Below are 15134 nucleotides of genomic sequence, written 5' to 3'. Positions count from 1 at the left end.
TAGACCGGGGCGGGCTTTTTTATGGTGGTGCGCGGTTATATGAACAGAGCTTAATATTACAAAGGCGGATTTTTTGTAAGCTCATGAAAATAAACAGGTAATTTTATTGGGTGTGCGCTGCGGCTGGCCCGGCATGCCAAATCCTGCCCATCCTCGCTTTATAATGCGGCCAACGAGGAGAGTGTGATGACCCAGCCTGAATTCAAATATCTGGAAGACTTTGTCGGCAACACCCCGCTGGTGCGCCTGAAGCACATGCCTGGCAATAGCAGCAACGTGGTGCTGGTCAAGCTGGAGGGTAATAACCCCGCCGGCTCGGTAAAAGACCGCCCGGCGCTGTCCATGATTCGCCATGCCGAAGCGCGCGGCGATATCTGCCCCGGCGACACGCTGATCGAGCCCACCAGTGGCAATACCGGCATTGCGCTGGCCATGGCCGCCACCATGATGGGCTACAAGATGATGCTGGTGATGCCGGAAAACGCCAGCCAGGAACGCGTGGATACCATGCGCGCCTACGGTGCCGAGGTGGTGCTCACGCCCAAAGAAGCGTCCATGCCCGGTGCTATCGACGAAGCACGCCGCCTGCAGGCGGCAGGGGTTGGCCGCATTCTGGACCAGTTTGGCAACCCTGATAACCCGCTGGCGCACATCGAAGGCACCGGCCCGGAAATCTGGCGTGATACCGCCGGCACGGTAACGCACTTTGTGTCCAGCATGGGCACTACCGGCACGGTCATGGGTACCGCTACCTACCTGAAACAGCAAAACCCGTCCATCCAGATTATTGGCGTGCAGCCGCAGCCAGGCAGCCAGATTCCCGGCATCCGCAAGTGGGAAGACGAATACCTGCCCAAGATCTGCGACTTCTCGCGCATAGACGAGCTGCTGCTGGTAGATCAGCAAACCGCCGAGGACACCGCCCGCCGCCTGGCGCGTGAAGAAGGCATTCTGGCCGGGCCGTCGTCCGGCGGCGCCCTGGCCGTAGCCTTGCGACTTAATGAGCAATTACAGAATGCCGTGATTGTTTCTATTGTCTGCGACCGTGGCGACCGTTATCTTTCTACCGGTCTATTTTCCTGAGCGCAGGGTTGGCCGCATGCGGCCAACCTTCACCCCATACCACTATGTCCCAACACGTGTTTTCGCCGCCAAGCGATGGCTCCATGAGCCCGCAAGCCTGGTACCAGGCCGCCAGCCAGCAAGAAGGCTTTATCCATGATCCGGCCCAGGCAGCCGCCATCGAGCGGCTGGATGCCCTGTGGCAGGCGCTGGTCGATTTCAAGGGCAAGCGCAACCGCTTTCTGGGGCGCAGCCTGCGCAAGCCGGACGTGCCACGTGGCCTGTACTTCTGGGGCGGGGTAGGGCGCGGCAAGAGCTTCCTGATGGATGCGTTCTTTAGCTGTGTACCGTACGAGCGCAAGCGCCGCGTGCATTTTCACCATTTCATGGCCGAAATCCACAAGCAGCTGCGCACGGTATCCAACGAAGCCGACCCGCTGAAAACCGTGGCGGCGCGTATTGCCAAAGACGTGCGCCTGCTGTGTTTTGACGAGTTTCACGTCAGCGATATCGCCGACGCCATGATTCTGGGCCGGCTGTTCAGCGAGCTGTTTGCACACGGCATCATCTGCGTGATGACCTCGAACTACCCGCCGGACAACCTGTACCCCAACGGCCTGATGCGCAGCAATTTCCTGCCCACCATCGCGCTGCTCAAGGCTAATCTGGACGTGCTGAATGTGGATGGCGGCAACGACTACCGCCTGCGCGAGCTCACGCGCGAGCCCTTGTTCCATGTGCCGGCAGGCGCAGCGGCCGAGCAGAAGATGCAGGCCATGTTCGAGCGCCTGGCGGGGGCAACGCCGGAAGAAAGCCATATGCTGAGCGTGCTGGGGCGGGAGATTACGCTCAAACGCCACGTGCCTGGCGTGATCTGGTTCGACTTTCTGGCCATTTGTGATGGCCCGCGTGCGCAGACCGACTATCTGGAAATCGCCAGCGAATACCATACCGTGTTTGTGTCGGATATCCCCAAGCTGGCCGCGCGCGACGCCGCCATGGCGCGGCGCTTTACCTGGCTGATTGACGTGTTTTACGACCATCGCGTCAAGCTGGTGGCGTCGTGTGCCGTGGAGCCGGAGCAGATCTACACCGAAGGTACCCAGTCCAGCGAATTTTTCCGCACGGCTAGCCGCCTGACCGAAATGCAGTCGCGCACCTATCTGGAGCTGCCGCATCTGGTGGATAACTTCAAGATTGGCGAAGGGGTGAGCGAGACCTGATGCCAGGGTGTAGCCCGCAAAAAAGCCGCAGCGTGTGCTGCGGCTTTTTTGCGGGCAGGGTAGCGGGCCGCTAGTGCGCGCCAGCAGGCACCAGCAGTGGCTGGTAGCCCAGGGCTTTGAGCTTGGCCATGGCTTCTTCGGCTTCGGCGCGGGTATTGAACGGCCCTAACTGCACACGGGTTTCGGTGCGGGCGCTGATGCCGCGCTTTTTCAGGTCGTCCAGTAGTTTTTCTGCGTTGCCCGGGCTGGCGAACAAGCCCAGCTGTACCTGGTAGCCCAGCGAGGCGCCGCCAGGGGCGGCTTTTACGGCGGGCAGTGTCGGCATGGGGGCCTTGCTGGCTACCTGTGGCGTGGCGGGAGCTGCGGCCGGCGGTAGCTCAATCTCGTTTACCGGGCTGGTTTTGCCGCTGCTGCGCGCTGCGGCCGGTGCGGGTGGCGTAGTGGCTGCTTTGGCAGCAGGGGGCGCTACTGGCGCTGTGGCTGGCTTGGCAGCGGGTGCTGGTGTGGCGACCGGAGCGGCCACGGCGGTGGCTTTACTGCTGGCCGGTGCGGGGGCCGGGCTGCTGGTTTTGCCTGCCGGCGTGGCGGTGGCCATGGCGGGGGTGACTGGGGCTGCAGTAGCAGGTAGTGGGCTGGTCTGCCCCAGGTTGGCCGCAGGTGTCTTGCCAAGGTCGGGTGTAGCGGGTGATGGCGTGGCTATTGCCGGGGTGCTGGCGGCGGCCGGGGCGCTGCTTTCCGGCAGCTGCGCGATCACCAGGGTGGGCTCGGACGCGGCTTCTTTATTGATGATACGGCCGGAGCTGACCGGTACGCTGGTGGGCGTGGTTTCCGGCTTCTTGCCGGACATGCTGTCCAGTACCGGGATGGCAGCCAGGGCAATGGCCACCAGGCCTGCGGCCATGGCCAGGCGTTTTTTCAGCTCGGGGGTCATGGCTGTTGCGGAATCAGAAGTGGTGCGCGGATCGGAGGAGGGTGGATTCATCGCTGATTAAATTCTGTGCAGCAAACGCTGGTGAACACTGGTAAAATGCCGGGTTCCTCAAAATTGGGTCACTGGCAAGCCTGAAATGCGCATGCCAAGTGTAACCATTTCACTTGCAAACTGGGAGAATTTGTATGGCTATCGAACGCACTCTGTCCATCATCAAGCCGGACGCCGTTGCCAAGAACGTAATCGGTAAAATCTACGACCGTTTCGAAACCGCCGGTCTGAAGATCGTTGCCGCCAAGCTGAAACAGCTGTCCCGCGCTGAAGCCGAAGGCTTCTACGCTGTACACAAAGAGCGTCCTTTCTTCAACGATCTGGTGTCCTTCATGATCTCCGGCCCGGTGATGATCCAGGTGCTGGAAGGCGAAAACGCCATGCTGAAAAACCGCGAACTGATGGGCGCTACCGACCCGAAGAAAGCTGACGCCGGTACCATCCGCGCCGACTTCGCTGATTCCATCGATGCCAACGCCGTTCACGGTTCCGACAGCCTGGAAAACGCAGCGATCGAAATCGCCTACTTCTTTGCTGCTACCGAAGTAACCGCACGCTAATCGCCGTTTGCGGCCAACTCTGGCCGCATGCGGAACCAGTTGTACCCGGCGGCTGCCCAAGGGTGGCCGCCTTTATCCGAGATGCACATGAAGACCAACCTGCTCGACTTCAACCTGAACCAGCTGACTGAACACTTTGCCGAAATGGGCGAAAAGCCTTTTCGTGCCAAGCAGATCATGCGCTGGATGCACCAGATGGGTGAGGCCGATTTTGACGCCATGACCGATATCGCCAAAAGCCTGCGTGCCAAGCTGCACGACACCGCGCTGGTGGGTATACCGGACTTGATGGTGTCGCAGGAATCAGAAGATGGTACCCGCAAGTGGCTGCTGGACGTTGGCACCGGCAATGGTGTGGAAACCGTATTCATCCCCGAGGATGATCGCGGCACCTTGTGCATATCATCTCAGGTAGGCTGTGCGCTGGAATGCACGTTCTGCTCTACCGGCCGTCAGGGCTTCAACCGCAACCTCAGCACGGCCGAAATCATTGGCCAGCTGTGGTGGGCCAACAAGGCCATGGGCGTGACCCCGCGTAACGAACGCGTGGTGTCCAACGTGGTGATGATGGGCATGGGCGAACCGCTGGCCAACTTTGACAACGTGGTATCGGCCCTGCAAATCATGCTGGACGACCACGCCTACGGTTTGAGCCGCCGCCGCGTGACGGTGTCTACCTCGGGCATGGTGCCGCAGATGGACCGCCTGAAAGAGGCCTGTCCGGTAGCGCTGGCGGTATCGTTGCACGCGTCCAATGACCGCATCCGCGACGAGATTGTGCCGCTGAACAAGAAATACCCGCTGAAAGAGCTGATGGCGGCCTGCCAGCGCTACCTGGTCAAGGCGCCGCGCGATTTCATTACCTTTGAATACGTGATGCTTGACGGGGTGAACGACAGGCCGGAACATGCTCGCGAGCTGATCGCCCTGGTGCGCGATGTGCCGTGCAAGTTCAACCTGATCCCGTTTAACCCGTTTCCGAACTCCGGCTACGATCGTTCCAGCAATAACGCCATCCGCGCGTTCCGCGAAATCCTGCAGGAAGCCGGCTTTATCGTGACCGTGCGTAAAACCCGTGGCGATGATATCGATGCTGCCTGTGGCCAGCTGGCCGGGCAGGTGCAGGACAAGACGCGGCGCCAGGAAAAGTGGATCCGTATCGCAGAGGATAAAGGCTGATGAATAAAACACGTATCCTGGCTGGTTTGCTGGCGGCGCTGTGCGCTGCCCAGATGGCGTTGGCTGCAGCCCCGCCACGCGAACTGGCCGAGATGCGTGCCCAGCTGGCCATCGAGTACATGCGTTACGGCAATATGCGCGTGGCGCTGGAAAACGCCGATCAGGCCATTGCGGTAGACCCAAGCTTTCAGGCAGGCTATCTGGCCCGCGCCCTGATCTACATGCAGCTGCGGGTGGATGGCGAGGCCGAGGCATCTTTTCGCAAGGCACTGTCCATTCAAGCCAGCAACCCGGAAGTCAACAATAACTACGGCTTGTTCCTGTGCAACCGCCGCCGCTTTGACGAAGCCCTGGCGCGGTTTGATCAGGCGCTGGCCGACCCGTTTTTCTCTGCCCCCCACACTGCATTGATCAACAAGGCAATTTGTCTGGGGCAGATGAACCGTAACGACGAGGCCAACCAGCTGCTGCTGGAGGCTCTGCGCCGCGCACCGAACGATGCATCGGCGCTGCGCGAGCTGACGCGCCTGGCGTTGCAGGGCGGTAATGCGCAGCTGGCACAATTTTATTTTGAGCGGCTGGGTAACAACGAAAAGCGTTTTGGCCCGGCCGAATTACTGCTGGGCGTCAAGCTGGCGCGGCTCAAGAAAGACGCGGCCACCGAGCAACGCTTGGCTGGCATGCTGAAAAGCCGTCACCCGGATAGCCTAGAAACCCAACAGCTCTTGAGCGGGACCTGATCCCAGGAAGTATGCCCAGGATATGACCTCTTCTGCTGCACAACAAATCGGCCAGCAACTGCGTGATGCCCGCGTTGAGCGGGGCCTGAGTCTGCACGATGTAGCCGACCGCCTGAAACTGTCCCTGCGTCAGCTTGAGTGGATGGAGGCTGGCGATTTTGCCCGCTTGCCTGGCGCAACCTTCGTCCGTGGCTTTGTGCGCAACTATGCCCGTTTTCTGGAGCTGGATAGTGCGCCGCTGATGGCGCTGCTGGAGCAAGAGTACCCGTCCAGCCCGGTAGATCGCGCCCCGCCACCGCAGGCAGCCGAGGCGCAGCCTGCTATGGGTAGCAAGCTTTGGTGGCTGCTGCTGCCTGCGCTGGTGGTGGCGGCCTTGATCGCCTGGCAGCAGCAGGATGGCAGTACAGAAACCGCCGCACCGCAGGGTGAGCTGGTGCCCATGCTGCACCAGACGGCCAGTGATGCGCTGGCCAGCGCGCCGCAAAGCGAGCCCGCCAGTGCCCCCGTGGCGGTAGTGGTGGCGCCTGTGGCTTCTGCTGTGGCGACGGCCAGCCCGGCGAGTGCGGTGACAGCCGTACCGGCACCGGTAGCCAGCAAGCCAGCCTCTGCCCCTGTGGCGCAGGCTGGGCAGAAAGCGGTGCGTGTACAGGCCGGTGCCGATAGCTGGGTGTCGGTGGTGGATGCCAGCGGTAAAAAGCTGGTGTACGGCCTGATCCGTGCGGGCCAAAGCCAGGAAGTGCGCGGCGTTCCGCCATTCAAGCTGAAAATCGGCAATGCTCCGCAGGTGGTGTTGAGCTACGACGGGGCTGTGATAGATCTGAAAGACAAGACGCGCGGTGCTACCGCCAAACTGGAATTGAACTGATAGCAGATGGACGCAACGATCAAACGCCGTAAAACGCTGCAGGTAGCGGTAGGCCATGTGATGGTAGGTTCCGAGCACCCGGTGATGGTGCAGTCGATGACCAATACCGATACCGCCGACGCCGCTGCCACGGCACAGCAGGTATTCGAGCTGGCCCAGGCTGGCTCCGAGGTGGTGCGCATCACGGTAAACAGCCCCGAGGCAGCCGCACGCGTCGCCGAGATTCGCCAGCGTCTGGACGATATGGGCTGTGCGGCGCCGCTGGTAGGGGATTTCCACTTTAACGGCGAGCGCCTGCTGAAAGACTACCCGGACTGCGCCCGCGCGCTGGGCAAGTACCGTATTAACCCCGGTAATGTAGGCAAGGGTGCCAAAGGCGACGATAAATTTGCCTACCTGATCCGCACCGCTGCCGAATACGGTAAGCCGGTACGTATCGGCGTGAACTGGGGCAGCCTGGATCAGGTGCTGCTGGCACGCATGCTGGACGCCAATAACCATGCGGCCAACCCCAAGGCGCTGGACGTGGTGATGCGCGAGGCGCTGATTGTGTCGGCGCTGGAATCCGCCGACAAGGCCATGGAGCTGGGCCTGCCCGCCAACCAGATCCTGCTGTCGTGCAAGGTCAGCAACGTACAAGACCTGATCACCGTATATCGCGACCTGGGTAGCCGCTGCGAGTTTCCGCTGCACCTGGGCCTGACCGAGGCTGGCATGGGCAGCAAGGGCATTGTGGCCTCCAGCGCCGCCCTGGCCGTGCTGCTGCAGGAAGGCATTGGCGATACCATCCGCATTTCGCTGACCCCGCAGCCGGGCGAGGCGCGCACCAAAGAAGTGGTGGTGGCGCAGGAGCTGCTGCAAACCATGGGTTTGCGCTCGTTTACCCCGCTGGTCACCGCCTGTCCCGGCTGTGGCCGTACCACCAGTACTTTCTTCCAGGAGCTGGCCGACAGCATCCAGACCTTCCTGCGCGAGCAGATGCCTATCTGGCGCCTGCAGTACCCCGGCGTGGAAGACATGAAAGTGGCGGTGATGGGCTGTGTGGTGAACGGCCCGGGCGAGTCCAAGCTGGCCGATATCGGCATCAGCCTGCCTGGTACCGGTGAAGTACCGGTGGCACCGGTGTACGTGGATGGCCAGAAAGACGTGACACTCAAGGGCGACAATATCGCGCTGGAGTTCAAGGCGCTGGTGGAAAACTACGTACACACCCGCTACGGCGTGGGTGGTGCCAAGCGCCGCGAGGTGGTGGCGCGTACCATCCCTATCAAACAGGTTTAAGCCGGTGGCCAGTGTTGGCCGCCGCTGCACATGATCAAGCAAAAGAAAGTATGAGAATGGCCCAGAAAATCCAGGCTGTGCGTGGCATGAATGATGTGCTGCCGGCAGAGTCGCAGCAGTGGGAATACTTTGAAACCGTTTTGCGCGGCTGGCTGCACGACTATGGCTACGCCAACATCCGTACCCCCATCGTGGAGCCGACGCCGCTGTTTGTGCGCTCCATTGGCGAAGTCACCGATATCGTTGAAAAGGAAATGTACTCCTTTGAAGACCGGCTGAACGGCGACCCGCTGACGCTGCGCCCGGAAGGTACTGCCGGCACCCTGCGCGCGGTGGTAGAGCATAACCTGCTGTACAACACCACGCAAAAGCTGTGGTATATGGGCCCGATGTACCGTCACGAGCGCCCGCAGAAAGGCCGCTATCGCCAGTTCCACCAAATCGGCGTAGAAGCACTGGGCATGGCTGGCCCGGATATCGATGCCGAAATCATCGCCATGACCGCCGACCTGTGGCAGCGCCTGGGGCTGGCCGGCAGCGTGCAGCTGGAAATCAACTCGCTGGGTAACAAGGAAGAGCGCGCCGCACACCGCGAAGCGCTGATTGCCTACCTGGAAAAGCACGTTGATATACTGGATGAAGACGGCAAGCGCCGCCTGTACACCAACCCGCTGCGCGTGCTGGATACCAAGAACCCGGCACTGCAAGACATGGCCAACAACGCGCCACGCTTGTACGACTACCTGGGCGACACCTCGCGTGCCCACTACGAAGGCTGGAAAGCCATGATCAGCGCGCTGGGTATCCCGTTCGTGGAAAACCCGCGTCTGGTGCGTGGCCTGGATTACTACAACCTGTCGGTATTCGAGTGGGTGACCACCGAGCTGGGCGCACAAGGCACCGTGTGTGCCGGAGGCCGTTACGATGGCCTGATCGAGCAGCTGGGTGGTAAACCGGCACCGGGTATCGGTTTTGGCATGGGCATGGAGCGTGTCTTGCTGCTGTTGGCCGAAAAAGGCTTGCTGCCAGCGCGCCGTGGTGCGGATGTCTTTATCGTAAACCAAGGTGCGGGTGCCGCAGCCTACGCCATGCAGCTGGCGCAAACCCTGCGTGCTGCAGGCTGCAGTGTTGTGCAGAATATGGGCGACGGCAGCTTCAAGTCGCAAATGAAAAAGGCCGATGGCAGTGGCGCCGCTGTAGCGCTGATCATTGGTGAAAACGAAGTGGCCAACGCGCAGGTGGTGGTCAAGCCACTGCGTGCCGAGGCTGCTCAGGAAACCGTGGCTGCCGCCGATGTGGCCGCCGCTGTTTCCCGCTTCAAGTCTTAAATTACAAGGGGGCCGCATGGCTTACGACCTGCAGGAACAAGAACAGATAGACGCGCTCAAGGGCTTCTGGGCGCAGTGGGGCAAGCTGATCGGCGGCGCCGTGCTGGCCGTATCCCTGGGCTTTATCGGTTATAAAGCCTGGCAAACCTACCAGAAAAACCAGGCCGAGCAGGCCGCCGTGGTATATGGCCAGCTGGAGCAGCAGCTGCAAGCTGGCCAGCTGGATAAAGCCAAGGCGACTGTGGCCACCCTGCAAAAAGACTACGCAGCGTCGGCTTATGCGGCCAACGGTAGCCTGCTGGCTGCCAAGCTGGCATTTGACAGCAAAGAGCTGGGCGTTGCCCGCAGCCAGCTGAAATGGGTGATCGAGCATGCCGACAAGGATGAGACCCTGCAGGCGGTAGCCCGTCTGCGTCTGGCTGCGGTTCTGCTAGACGAAAAGCAATACGATGTCGCTCTGGCCGAGCTGGCTATGGCACACCCGGTAGCGTTTGATGCCATGTTCCTGGACCTGAAAGCCGATGTATTGGTAGCCCGTGGCGACCTGGGTGGCGCCCGCGAAGCCTACAAGGCTGCGCTGGCAAAATCCGCACCGGAGGCCCCTGTGCGCGAGTTTATCCAGGCCAAACTTGATTCGTTGGGGAGCTAACCATGATGCGCCGACTGTTGCTGTGTGCTGCACTTTTGCCTGCGCTGGGTGGCTGCGCGTCGTGGTTTGAGGGCGAATCCGCCTACCAGCCTACACCGCTGAAACCGCTGCAAGCGTCTGTGGGGCCAAAGATACTGTGGCAAGCCAGTGTGCCGGATGCCGGCCGCGGCTTGTTTTCCCCGTTTATCGAACAAGGTAAGCTGTGGGTAGCGGGTGCTAATGGCAAAATCCAGCAGCTGGACGCGCAAACCGGCAAAACCCTGCTGACACTGGATGTAAAACAGGCGCTGGTTGCCGGCGTGGCTGTGGACGATGGCCTGCTGTTTGTGGGGAATGATCGTGCCGAATTGCTGGCTTTGAGCGGCACCGATGGCAAGCTGGTATGGAAGCAGACGCTTACCAGCGTGTTGGCCGAGCCGCCACAGCTGGCAGGCCGCGTGCTGGTAGTACGCGCTGGCGACGGCCGTGTGTCGGGTTTCGACCTGAAAACCGGCCGCCAGGTATGGACACAGTGGCAAGCGCAGCCAGCGCTGACCGTGCGTGCCACGACGCCGCAGATCAAGGTCGAAGGCAGTGACGTATTGCTGGTAGGCGAAGCTGCCGGCAAGGTGACAGCCTACGCCGCCGAGCGTGGCGATCAGCTGTGGCAGTCTGTGGTGGCCAATGCCCGTGGCGCCAGCGAGCTGGAGCGTGTTACCGATGTCGTCAGCCAGCCCATGTTTGATGGCCGCCGTGTGTGCGCAGTAGCGTATCAGGGCCGTGTGGCATGCTTCGATTCGCGTGGTGGCCAGCAGCTGTGGGCGCGCGACCTGAGCAGTAGCCGTGGTCTGGTATCCGATGGCAAGACCGTCTTCGTGACGGCAGAAGATGGCGCGATCTGGGCATTTGATGCCGACTCAGGTCGCAACCTATGGAAACAGGATGATTTCCGCTACCGCAATGTATCTGCCCCGGTAACGCTGGGCGATCAATTGCTGGTAATTGATGGTGAAGGCTATGCACATCTGCTTTCATCCCTTGATGGACGTATAGTTGGCCGCAGCAGCCTGAAAGTAAACGGCACCATGCCACGCCCGCTGGTAAGCGGCGACGTGGCCTACGTGCTGGATAACAACGGCAACCTGTCCGCGCTGACGAAGTAAGTAGTACACAATGAAACCGACTATTGCCCTGGTGGGCCGCCCGAATGTGGGCAAATCTACACTTTTTAACCGACTGACCCGTAGCCGTGATGCCCTGGTGGCAGACCAGCCGGGCCTGACACGCGACCGTCACTATGGCCACGGCCGTGGTGCCAGCAAGCCCTACCTGGTGGTAGATACCGGCGGTTTCGAGCCGGTAGTGGACGAAGGCATCCTGTTCGAAATGGCCAGGCAAACCCTGCAGGCCGTAGACGAAGCCGATGCCATCATTTTCCTGGTGGATGGCCGCGTGGGTCTTACCCCGCAGGACAAGATCATTGCCAACCGCCTGCGCCAGTCCAATCAGCCCGTTTACCTGGCGGTAAACAAGGCTGAAGGCGTGAGCAACGCCATGGCTGCCGCCGAGTTCCACGAGCTGGCTCTGGGCGAGCCGCTGGCGATTTCCGCCTCGCACGGTGACGGTGTGCGTGAGCTGGTAGAGCTGGTGCTGGAAAACTTCCCGGAAGCCGAGGAAGAAGAAAAAGCCCATCACCCGAAATTCGTGGTGATCGGCCGCCCGAACGTGGGCAAATCCACCTTGGTGAATGCCGTGCTGGGCGAGGAGCGCGTGATCGCTTTCGACCAGGCCGGTACCACTCGTGACAGCATCTATATTGATTTTGAGCGCGATGGCCGCAAATACACCATTATCGATACGGCAGGGGTGCGCCGCCGCGGCAAGGTGAACGAAGCCATCGAGAAGTTCTCGGTGATCAAGACCATCCAGGCTGTGGAAGATGCCAACGTGGCGGTGCTGGTTCTGGACGCGCAGCTGGATATTTCCGAGCAGGATGCCACCATCGCCGGTTTCGCGCTGGAAGCCGGCCGTGCACTGGTGGTAGCAGTAAACAAATGGGAAGATCTGGAACTGCATCAGAAAGACACCATCAAACGAGATATCCTGCGCAAGCTGGGTTTCCTGGATTTTGCCAAGTTCCACTATATTTCCGCGCTGCAAGGCCGTGGTGTGGGCGACTTGTTCAAATCTATTGATGAAGCGTACAAAGCGGCCATGAGCAAGCTGCCTACGCCAAAACTGACACGTATCCTGCAGCTGGCCACCGAGCGCCAGCAACCACCACGTGCCGGCCAGGTTCGCCCGAAACTGCGTTATGCCCACCAGGGTGGTATGAACCCACCGATTATCGTGATTCACGGTAACTCGCTGGACAAGATTCCGGACAGCTACACCCGCTATCTGGAAGGCATGTTCCGCAAGGCGTTCCACCTGCAAGGTACGCCGCTGCGTGTACAATACAAATCGAATAGCAACCCGTTTGAGGTCGAAGCGACAGGTACCAAGGTAAGTTTGCTGCGCCACAAGGGGTTCAAATAGTCTGCTGGAATTTTTTATGCTAAAAAGACTGTTAGCACCAGCTCGCTTGTACTGAATTACAAAAACTGCATCGAATCGGAGAACAAAAATGAGCGCCAAAGGGCAAATGTTACAAGACCCGTTTCTGAACATCCTGCGTAAAGAGCACGTACCGGTATCCATCTACCTGGTGAACGGCATCAAACTGCAGGGTCAGATCGAGTCGTTTGACCAGTACGTGGTTCTGCTGAAAAACACGGTAACCCAGATGGTGTACAAGCATGCCATCTCTACCGTGGTTCCTGCCCGCCCAGTGAACATCCCGCACGAGCACCACGGTGCCAAGTCGGACTCGCAAGACGCGTAACCCCTAGTCTTACCCCAAGGCTGGCCGGCATACGCTGGTCAGCCTTCTTTATTGAAAGTCCCCCTGCGTGTTTGATCGTCCTGATCTTGGTGACCAAGCAGTACTGGTAAGTCTCGACTTTGGCGAGGCGGATTATGAAGATGGCGTCAGCGAATGCCTGGAGCTGATAAAAGGGGCCGGTGTTGCCGTTACTGGCTTGATCAAGGGTAAGCGTCAGCGCCCGGACGCCGCACTGTTTGCCGGCAAGGGCAAGGTGGAAGAAATCGCTGCGCTGGTCAAGGCAACCGATGCCAATGTGGTCATTTTCAACCACGCACTGGGGCCGGGGCAGGAGCGCAACCTGGAGCGCATCCTGCAGTGCCGTGTGATAGACCGTGTCACGCTGATTCTGGATATCTTCGCCCAGCGTGCACGCAGTCACGAAGGCAAGCTGCAGGTAGAGCTGGCCCAGCTAACGCATATGTCTACCCGCCTGGTACGCGGCTGGACTCACCTGGAGCGGCAAAAGGGTGGGGTTGGCATGCGTGGCCCGGGTGAAACCCAGCTGGAAACCGACCGTCGTCTGCTGGGCTTGCGCGTGAAGGCACTGAAAGACCGCCTGGCTACCGTGCAAAAGCAGCGCAAAACCCAGCGCCGTAGCCGTGATCGTTCTGGCTTGCCCTCCGTATCTATCGTTGGCTATACCAATGCGGGTAAATCCACGCTGTTCAATGGTCTGACCAAGGCCGGTGCCTACGCGGCCGACCAGCTGTTTGCCACGCTGGATACCACCAGCCGCCGCCTGTTCATCAACACGGATGTGTCTATCGTGTTATCGGATACGGTGGGGTTCATCCGCGATTTGCCCCACTCGCTGGTGGCCTCTTTTCGCGCCACGCTGGAAGAAACCATTTCGGCTGATTTGCTGCTGCACGTGGTTGATGCGGCCAACCCTATGCGGGAGCGCCAGGTAGAAGAGGTCAACAAAGTCCTGAAAGAAATCGGTGCCGATCACGTACCGCAGCTGATGGTGTGGAACAAGACCGACCTGCGCGGCTTGCCTCCGGCCATCCTGTATGACGAATACGGCGCGGTAGAGGGTGTCCGGGTTTCCGCACTGTCTGGTGCCGGCCTGGAACTCCTGCGCGAAGCCATTGCCGAAAGGGCGTTGGCAACGACTCACTCGCAAACCACAGAAAAAGTAGATCACCATGGCACAGAATGACGATAACCGCGGCAAGCGTCCTGATGACGGCCCGCCAGATCTGGAAGAAATCTTTCGCCAGCTGAACCAGAAGCTGTCGCGTCTGCTGGGCGGCAAGTCTGCGCAGCCCGGCAACAATAATGGTTTTGGCGGCGGCAATAGCGGCATGCCTTCCGAACGTGGCATGAAGTTTGGTGCTGCAGGCATTGTGGCCATTCTGGGCGGCCTGTGGCTGGCCAGTGGTTTCTACGTGGTCGATGCGCGCGAGCAGGGCGTCGTATTGCGCCTGGGTAGCTTTGACCGCATCAGTGATTCCGGCCTGCAATGGCATGCGCCTTATCCGTTCGAGCAGGTAGAAATCGTCAACCTGACCGAAGTGCGTAGCGTCGAAATCGGCTATCGCGGCTCGGCCAAGAGCCGGGTAGAAGAAGAGTCGCTGATGCTCACCGAAGACCAGAACATCATCGATGTGCAGCTTTCGGTGCAGTACGACATCAAGGATGCACGTGAATTCCTGTTCAACAACCTGGCACTGGAAGAGGGCGCCCAGGATGTGGTGAAGCAGGCTGCCGAGACGGCTATTCGCGAAGTAGTTGGCCGCAACAAGGTGGATTTCGTGCTTAACGAAGGCCGTGGCCAGATCGCGGTAGATACCCAGCGCATCATGCAGCAGATTCTGGATCGCTACGGCATGGGCGTGCGCATTGCCAAGGTCAACATCAATGATGTGCAGCCGCCGGAGCCGGTGATTGCTGCTTTTGATGATGCGGTAAAAGCAGGGCAGGACAAGGAAAAGCTGCGTAACGAAGGCCAGGCTTACGCTAACGACGTCATCCCGAAAGCACAGGGCCTGGCAGCCCGGCTAGCCCAAGAGGCCGACGGCTATCGCCAGCGTGTGATTTCCACTGCCGAGGGTGATGCAGCGCGCTTCCAGAGCGTGCTGGCCGAGTACAGTAAAGCCCCCAAAGTGATGCGTGACCGCCTGTATCTGGACATGATGCAGCAAGTGCTGACCAACAGCAGCAAGGTTTACGTAGATCAGAAAGCCGGTAGCAACCTGCTGTACCTGCCGCTGGACAAACTGATGCAGCAAACTGCCAGTGATAAAGCCGCCGAGGCCAAGCCTGCCCCGGCAGCGCCGGCTCCTGATGCTGCAGCCCAGCCTAACCAGAACATGGCACGCCCGCCGGTAGAGCGCGACGTTGTTCGTGGCCGCTAA

Annotated in this window: 15 protein-coding genes; 14 read left to right on the top strand and 1 reads right to left on the bottom strand. The window is 60.1% G+C overall.

Annotated elements, in window-relative coordinates; genetic code table 11:
- Nucleotides 1-186: 186 nt before the first annotated feature.
- A complete protein-coding gene (gene cysM, locus FLQ44_RS01485) occupies nucleotides 187-1083 on the top strand; it encodes a cysteine synthase CysM (protein WP_147692739.1) in 897 nt (298 codons plus the stop codon).
- 83 nt (nucleotides 1084-1166) lie between these two features.
- Nucleotides 1167-2285, top strand: coding sequence for a cell division protein ZapE (gene zapE, locus FLQ44_RS01480; protein ID WP_147692738.1), 1119 nt, complete (start codon nucleotides 1167-1169; stop codon nucleotides 2283-2285).
- A gap of 70 nt (nucleotides 2286-2355) precedes the next feature.
- Here the strand turns inward: zapE and FLQ44_RS01475 are convergent, their stop codons facing one another.
- On the bottom strand, nucleotides 2356-3216 hold the full coding sequence (locus FLQ44_RS01475) for an SPOR domain-containing protein (protein ID WP_240801150.1): 861 nt from the start codon (nucleotides 3214-3216) through the stop codon (nucleotides 2356-2358).
- Between the two features lie 185 nt (nucleotides 3217-3401).
- On the opposite strand from FLQ44_RS01475, the gene ndk reads away from it, so the two are divergent.
- From ndk to hflK, 12 genes are all read left to right on the top strand, one after another.
- The gene (gene ndk / locus FLQ44_RS01470; protein ID WP_147683833.1) at nucleotides 3402-3827 is read left to right on the top strand and encodes a nucleoside-diphosphate kinase; all 426 of its coding nucleotides are present in this window, start codon (nucleotides 3402-3404) and stop codon (nucleotides 3825-3827) included.
- Nucleotides 3828-3914: 87 nt separating this feature from the next.
- Nucleotides 3915-5006, top strand: a complete 1092-nt coding sequence (gene rlmN / locus FLQ44_RS01465) for a dual-specificity RNA methyltransferase RlmN (RefSeq protein ID WP_147692736.1) — start codon at nucleotides 3915-3917, stop codon at nucleotides 5004-5006.
- Nucleotides 5006-5746, top strand: a complete 741-nt coding sequence (gene pilW / locus FLQ44_RS01460) for a type IV pilus biogenesis/stability protein PilW (protein WP_147692735.1) — start codon at nucleotides 5006-5008, stop codon at nucleotides 5744-5746. Before rlmN ends, pilW begins: the two co-directional genes overlap by 1 nt.
- 22 nt (nucleotides 5747-5768) lie before the next feature.
- The gene (locus FLQ44_RS01455; protein WP_147692734.1) at nucleotides 5769-6611 is read left to right on the top strand and encodes a RodZ domain-containing protein; all 843 of its coding nucleotides are present in this window, start codon (nucleotides 5769-5771) and stop codon (nucleotides 6609-6611) included.
- A gap of 6 nt (nucleotides 6612-6617) precedes the next feature.
- The gene (gene ispG / locus FLQ44_RS01450; RefSeq protein WP_147692733.1) at nucleotides 6618-7892 is read left to right on the top strand and encodes a flavodoxin-dependent (E)-4-hydroxy-3-methylbut-2-enyl-diphosphate synthase; all 1275 of its coding nucleotides are present in this window, start codon (nucleotides 6618-6620) and stop codon (nucleotides 7890-7892) included.
- A gap of 56 nt (nucleotides 7893-7948) precedes the next feature.
- Nucleotides 7949-9220 (top strand): histidine--tRNA ligase, encoded by a 1272-nt coding sequence (hisS, locus tag FLQ44_RS01445; protein ID WP_147692732.1) that lies wholly within the window; start codon nucleotides 7949-7951, stop codon nucleotides 9218-9220.
- Nucleotides 9221-9236: 16 nt separating this feature from the next.
- Complete coding sequence (locus FLQ44_RS01440) at nucleotides 9237-9869, top strand: YfgM family protein (RefSeq protein WP_147692731.1); 633 nt, start codon at nucleotides 9237-9239, stop codon at nucleotides 9867-9869.
- A 2-nt stretch (nucleotides 9870-9871) separates the two neighbouring features.
- Entirely contained in the window at nucleotides 9872-11011 is a 1140-nt protein-coding gene (gene bamB / locus FLQ44_RS01435) for an outer membrane protein assembly factor BamB (protein ID WP_147692730.1), read from the top strand.
- A gap of 10 nt (nucleotides 11012-11021) precedes the next feature.
- On the top strand, nucleotides 11022-12386 hold the full coding sequence (der, locus tag FLQ44_RS01430; RefSeq protein WP_147692729.1) for a ribosome biogenesis GTPase Der: 1365 nt from the start codon (nucleotides 11022-11024) through the stop codon (nucleotides 12384-12386).
- Between the two features lie 88 nt (nucleotides 12387-12474).
- Nucleotides 12475-12732: an RNA chaperone Hfq gene (gene hfq / locus FLQ44_RS01425; RefSeq protein WP_017508502.1), complete on the top strand. Its 258-nt coding sequence runs from the start codon at nucleotides 12475-12477 to the stop codon at nucleotides 12730-12732.
- A gap of 67 nt (nucleotides 12733-12799) precedes the next feature.
- The gene (hflX, locus tag FLQ44_RS01420) at nucleotides 12800-13936 is read left to right on the top strand and encodes a GTPase HflX (protein ID WP_147692728.1); all 1137 of its coding nucleotides are present in this window, start codon (nucleotides 12800-12802) and stop codon (nucleotides 13934-13936) included.
- Nucleotides 13923-15134: an FtsH protease activity modulator HflK gene (gene hflK / locus FLQ44_RS01415; protein WP_147692727.1), complete on the top strand. Its 1212-nt coding sequence runs from the start codon at nucleotides 13923-13925 to the stop codon at nucleotides 15132-15134. Before hflX ends, hflK begins: the two co-directional genes overlap by 14 nt.

Source organism: Vogesella mureinivorans (genome assembly GCF_007644035.1).
GTDB classification, from domain to species: domain Bacteria; phylum Pseudomonadota; class Gammaproteobacteria; order Burkholderiales; family Chromobacteriaceae; genus Vogesella; species Vogesella mureinivorans.
The sequence above is the reverse complement of the archived record's forward strand: the minus strand, read 5'-3'. Positions and strand labels throughout refer to the sequence as shown.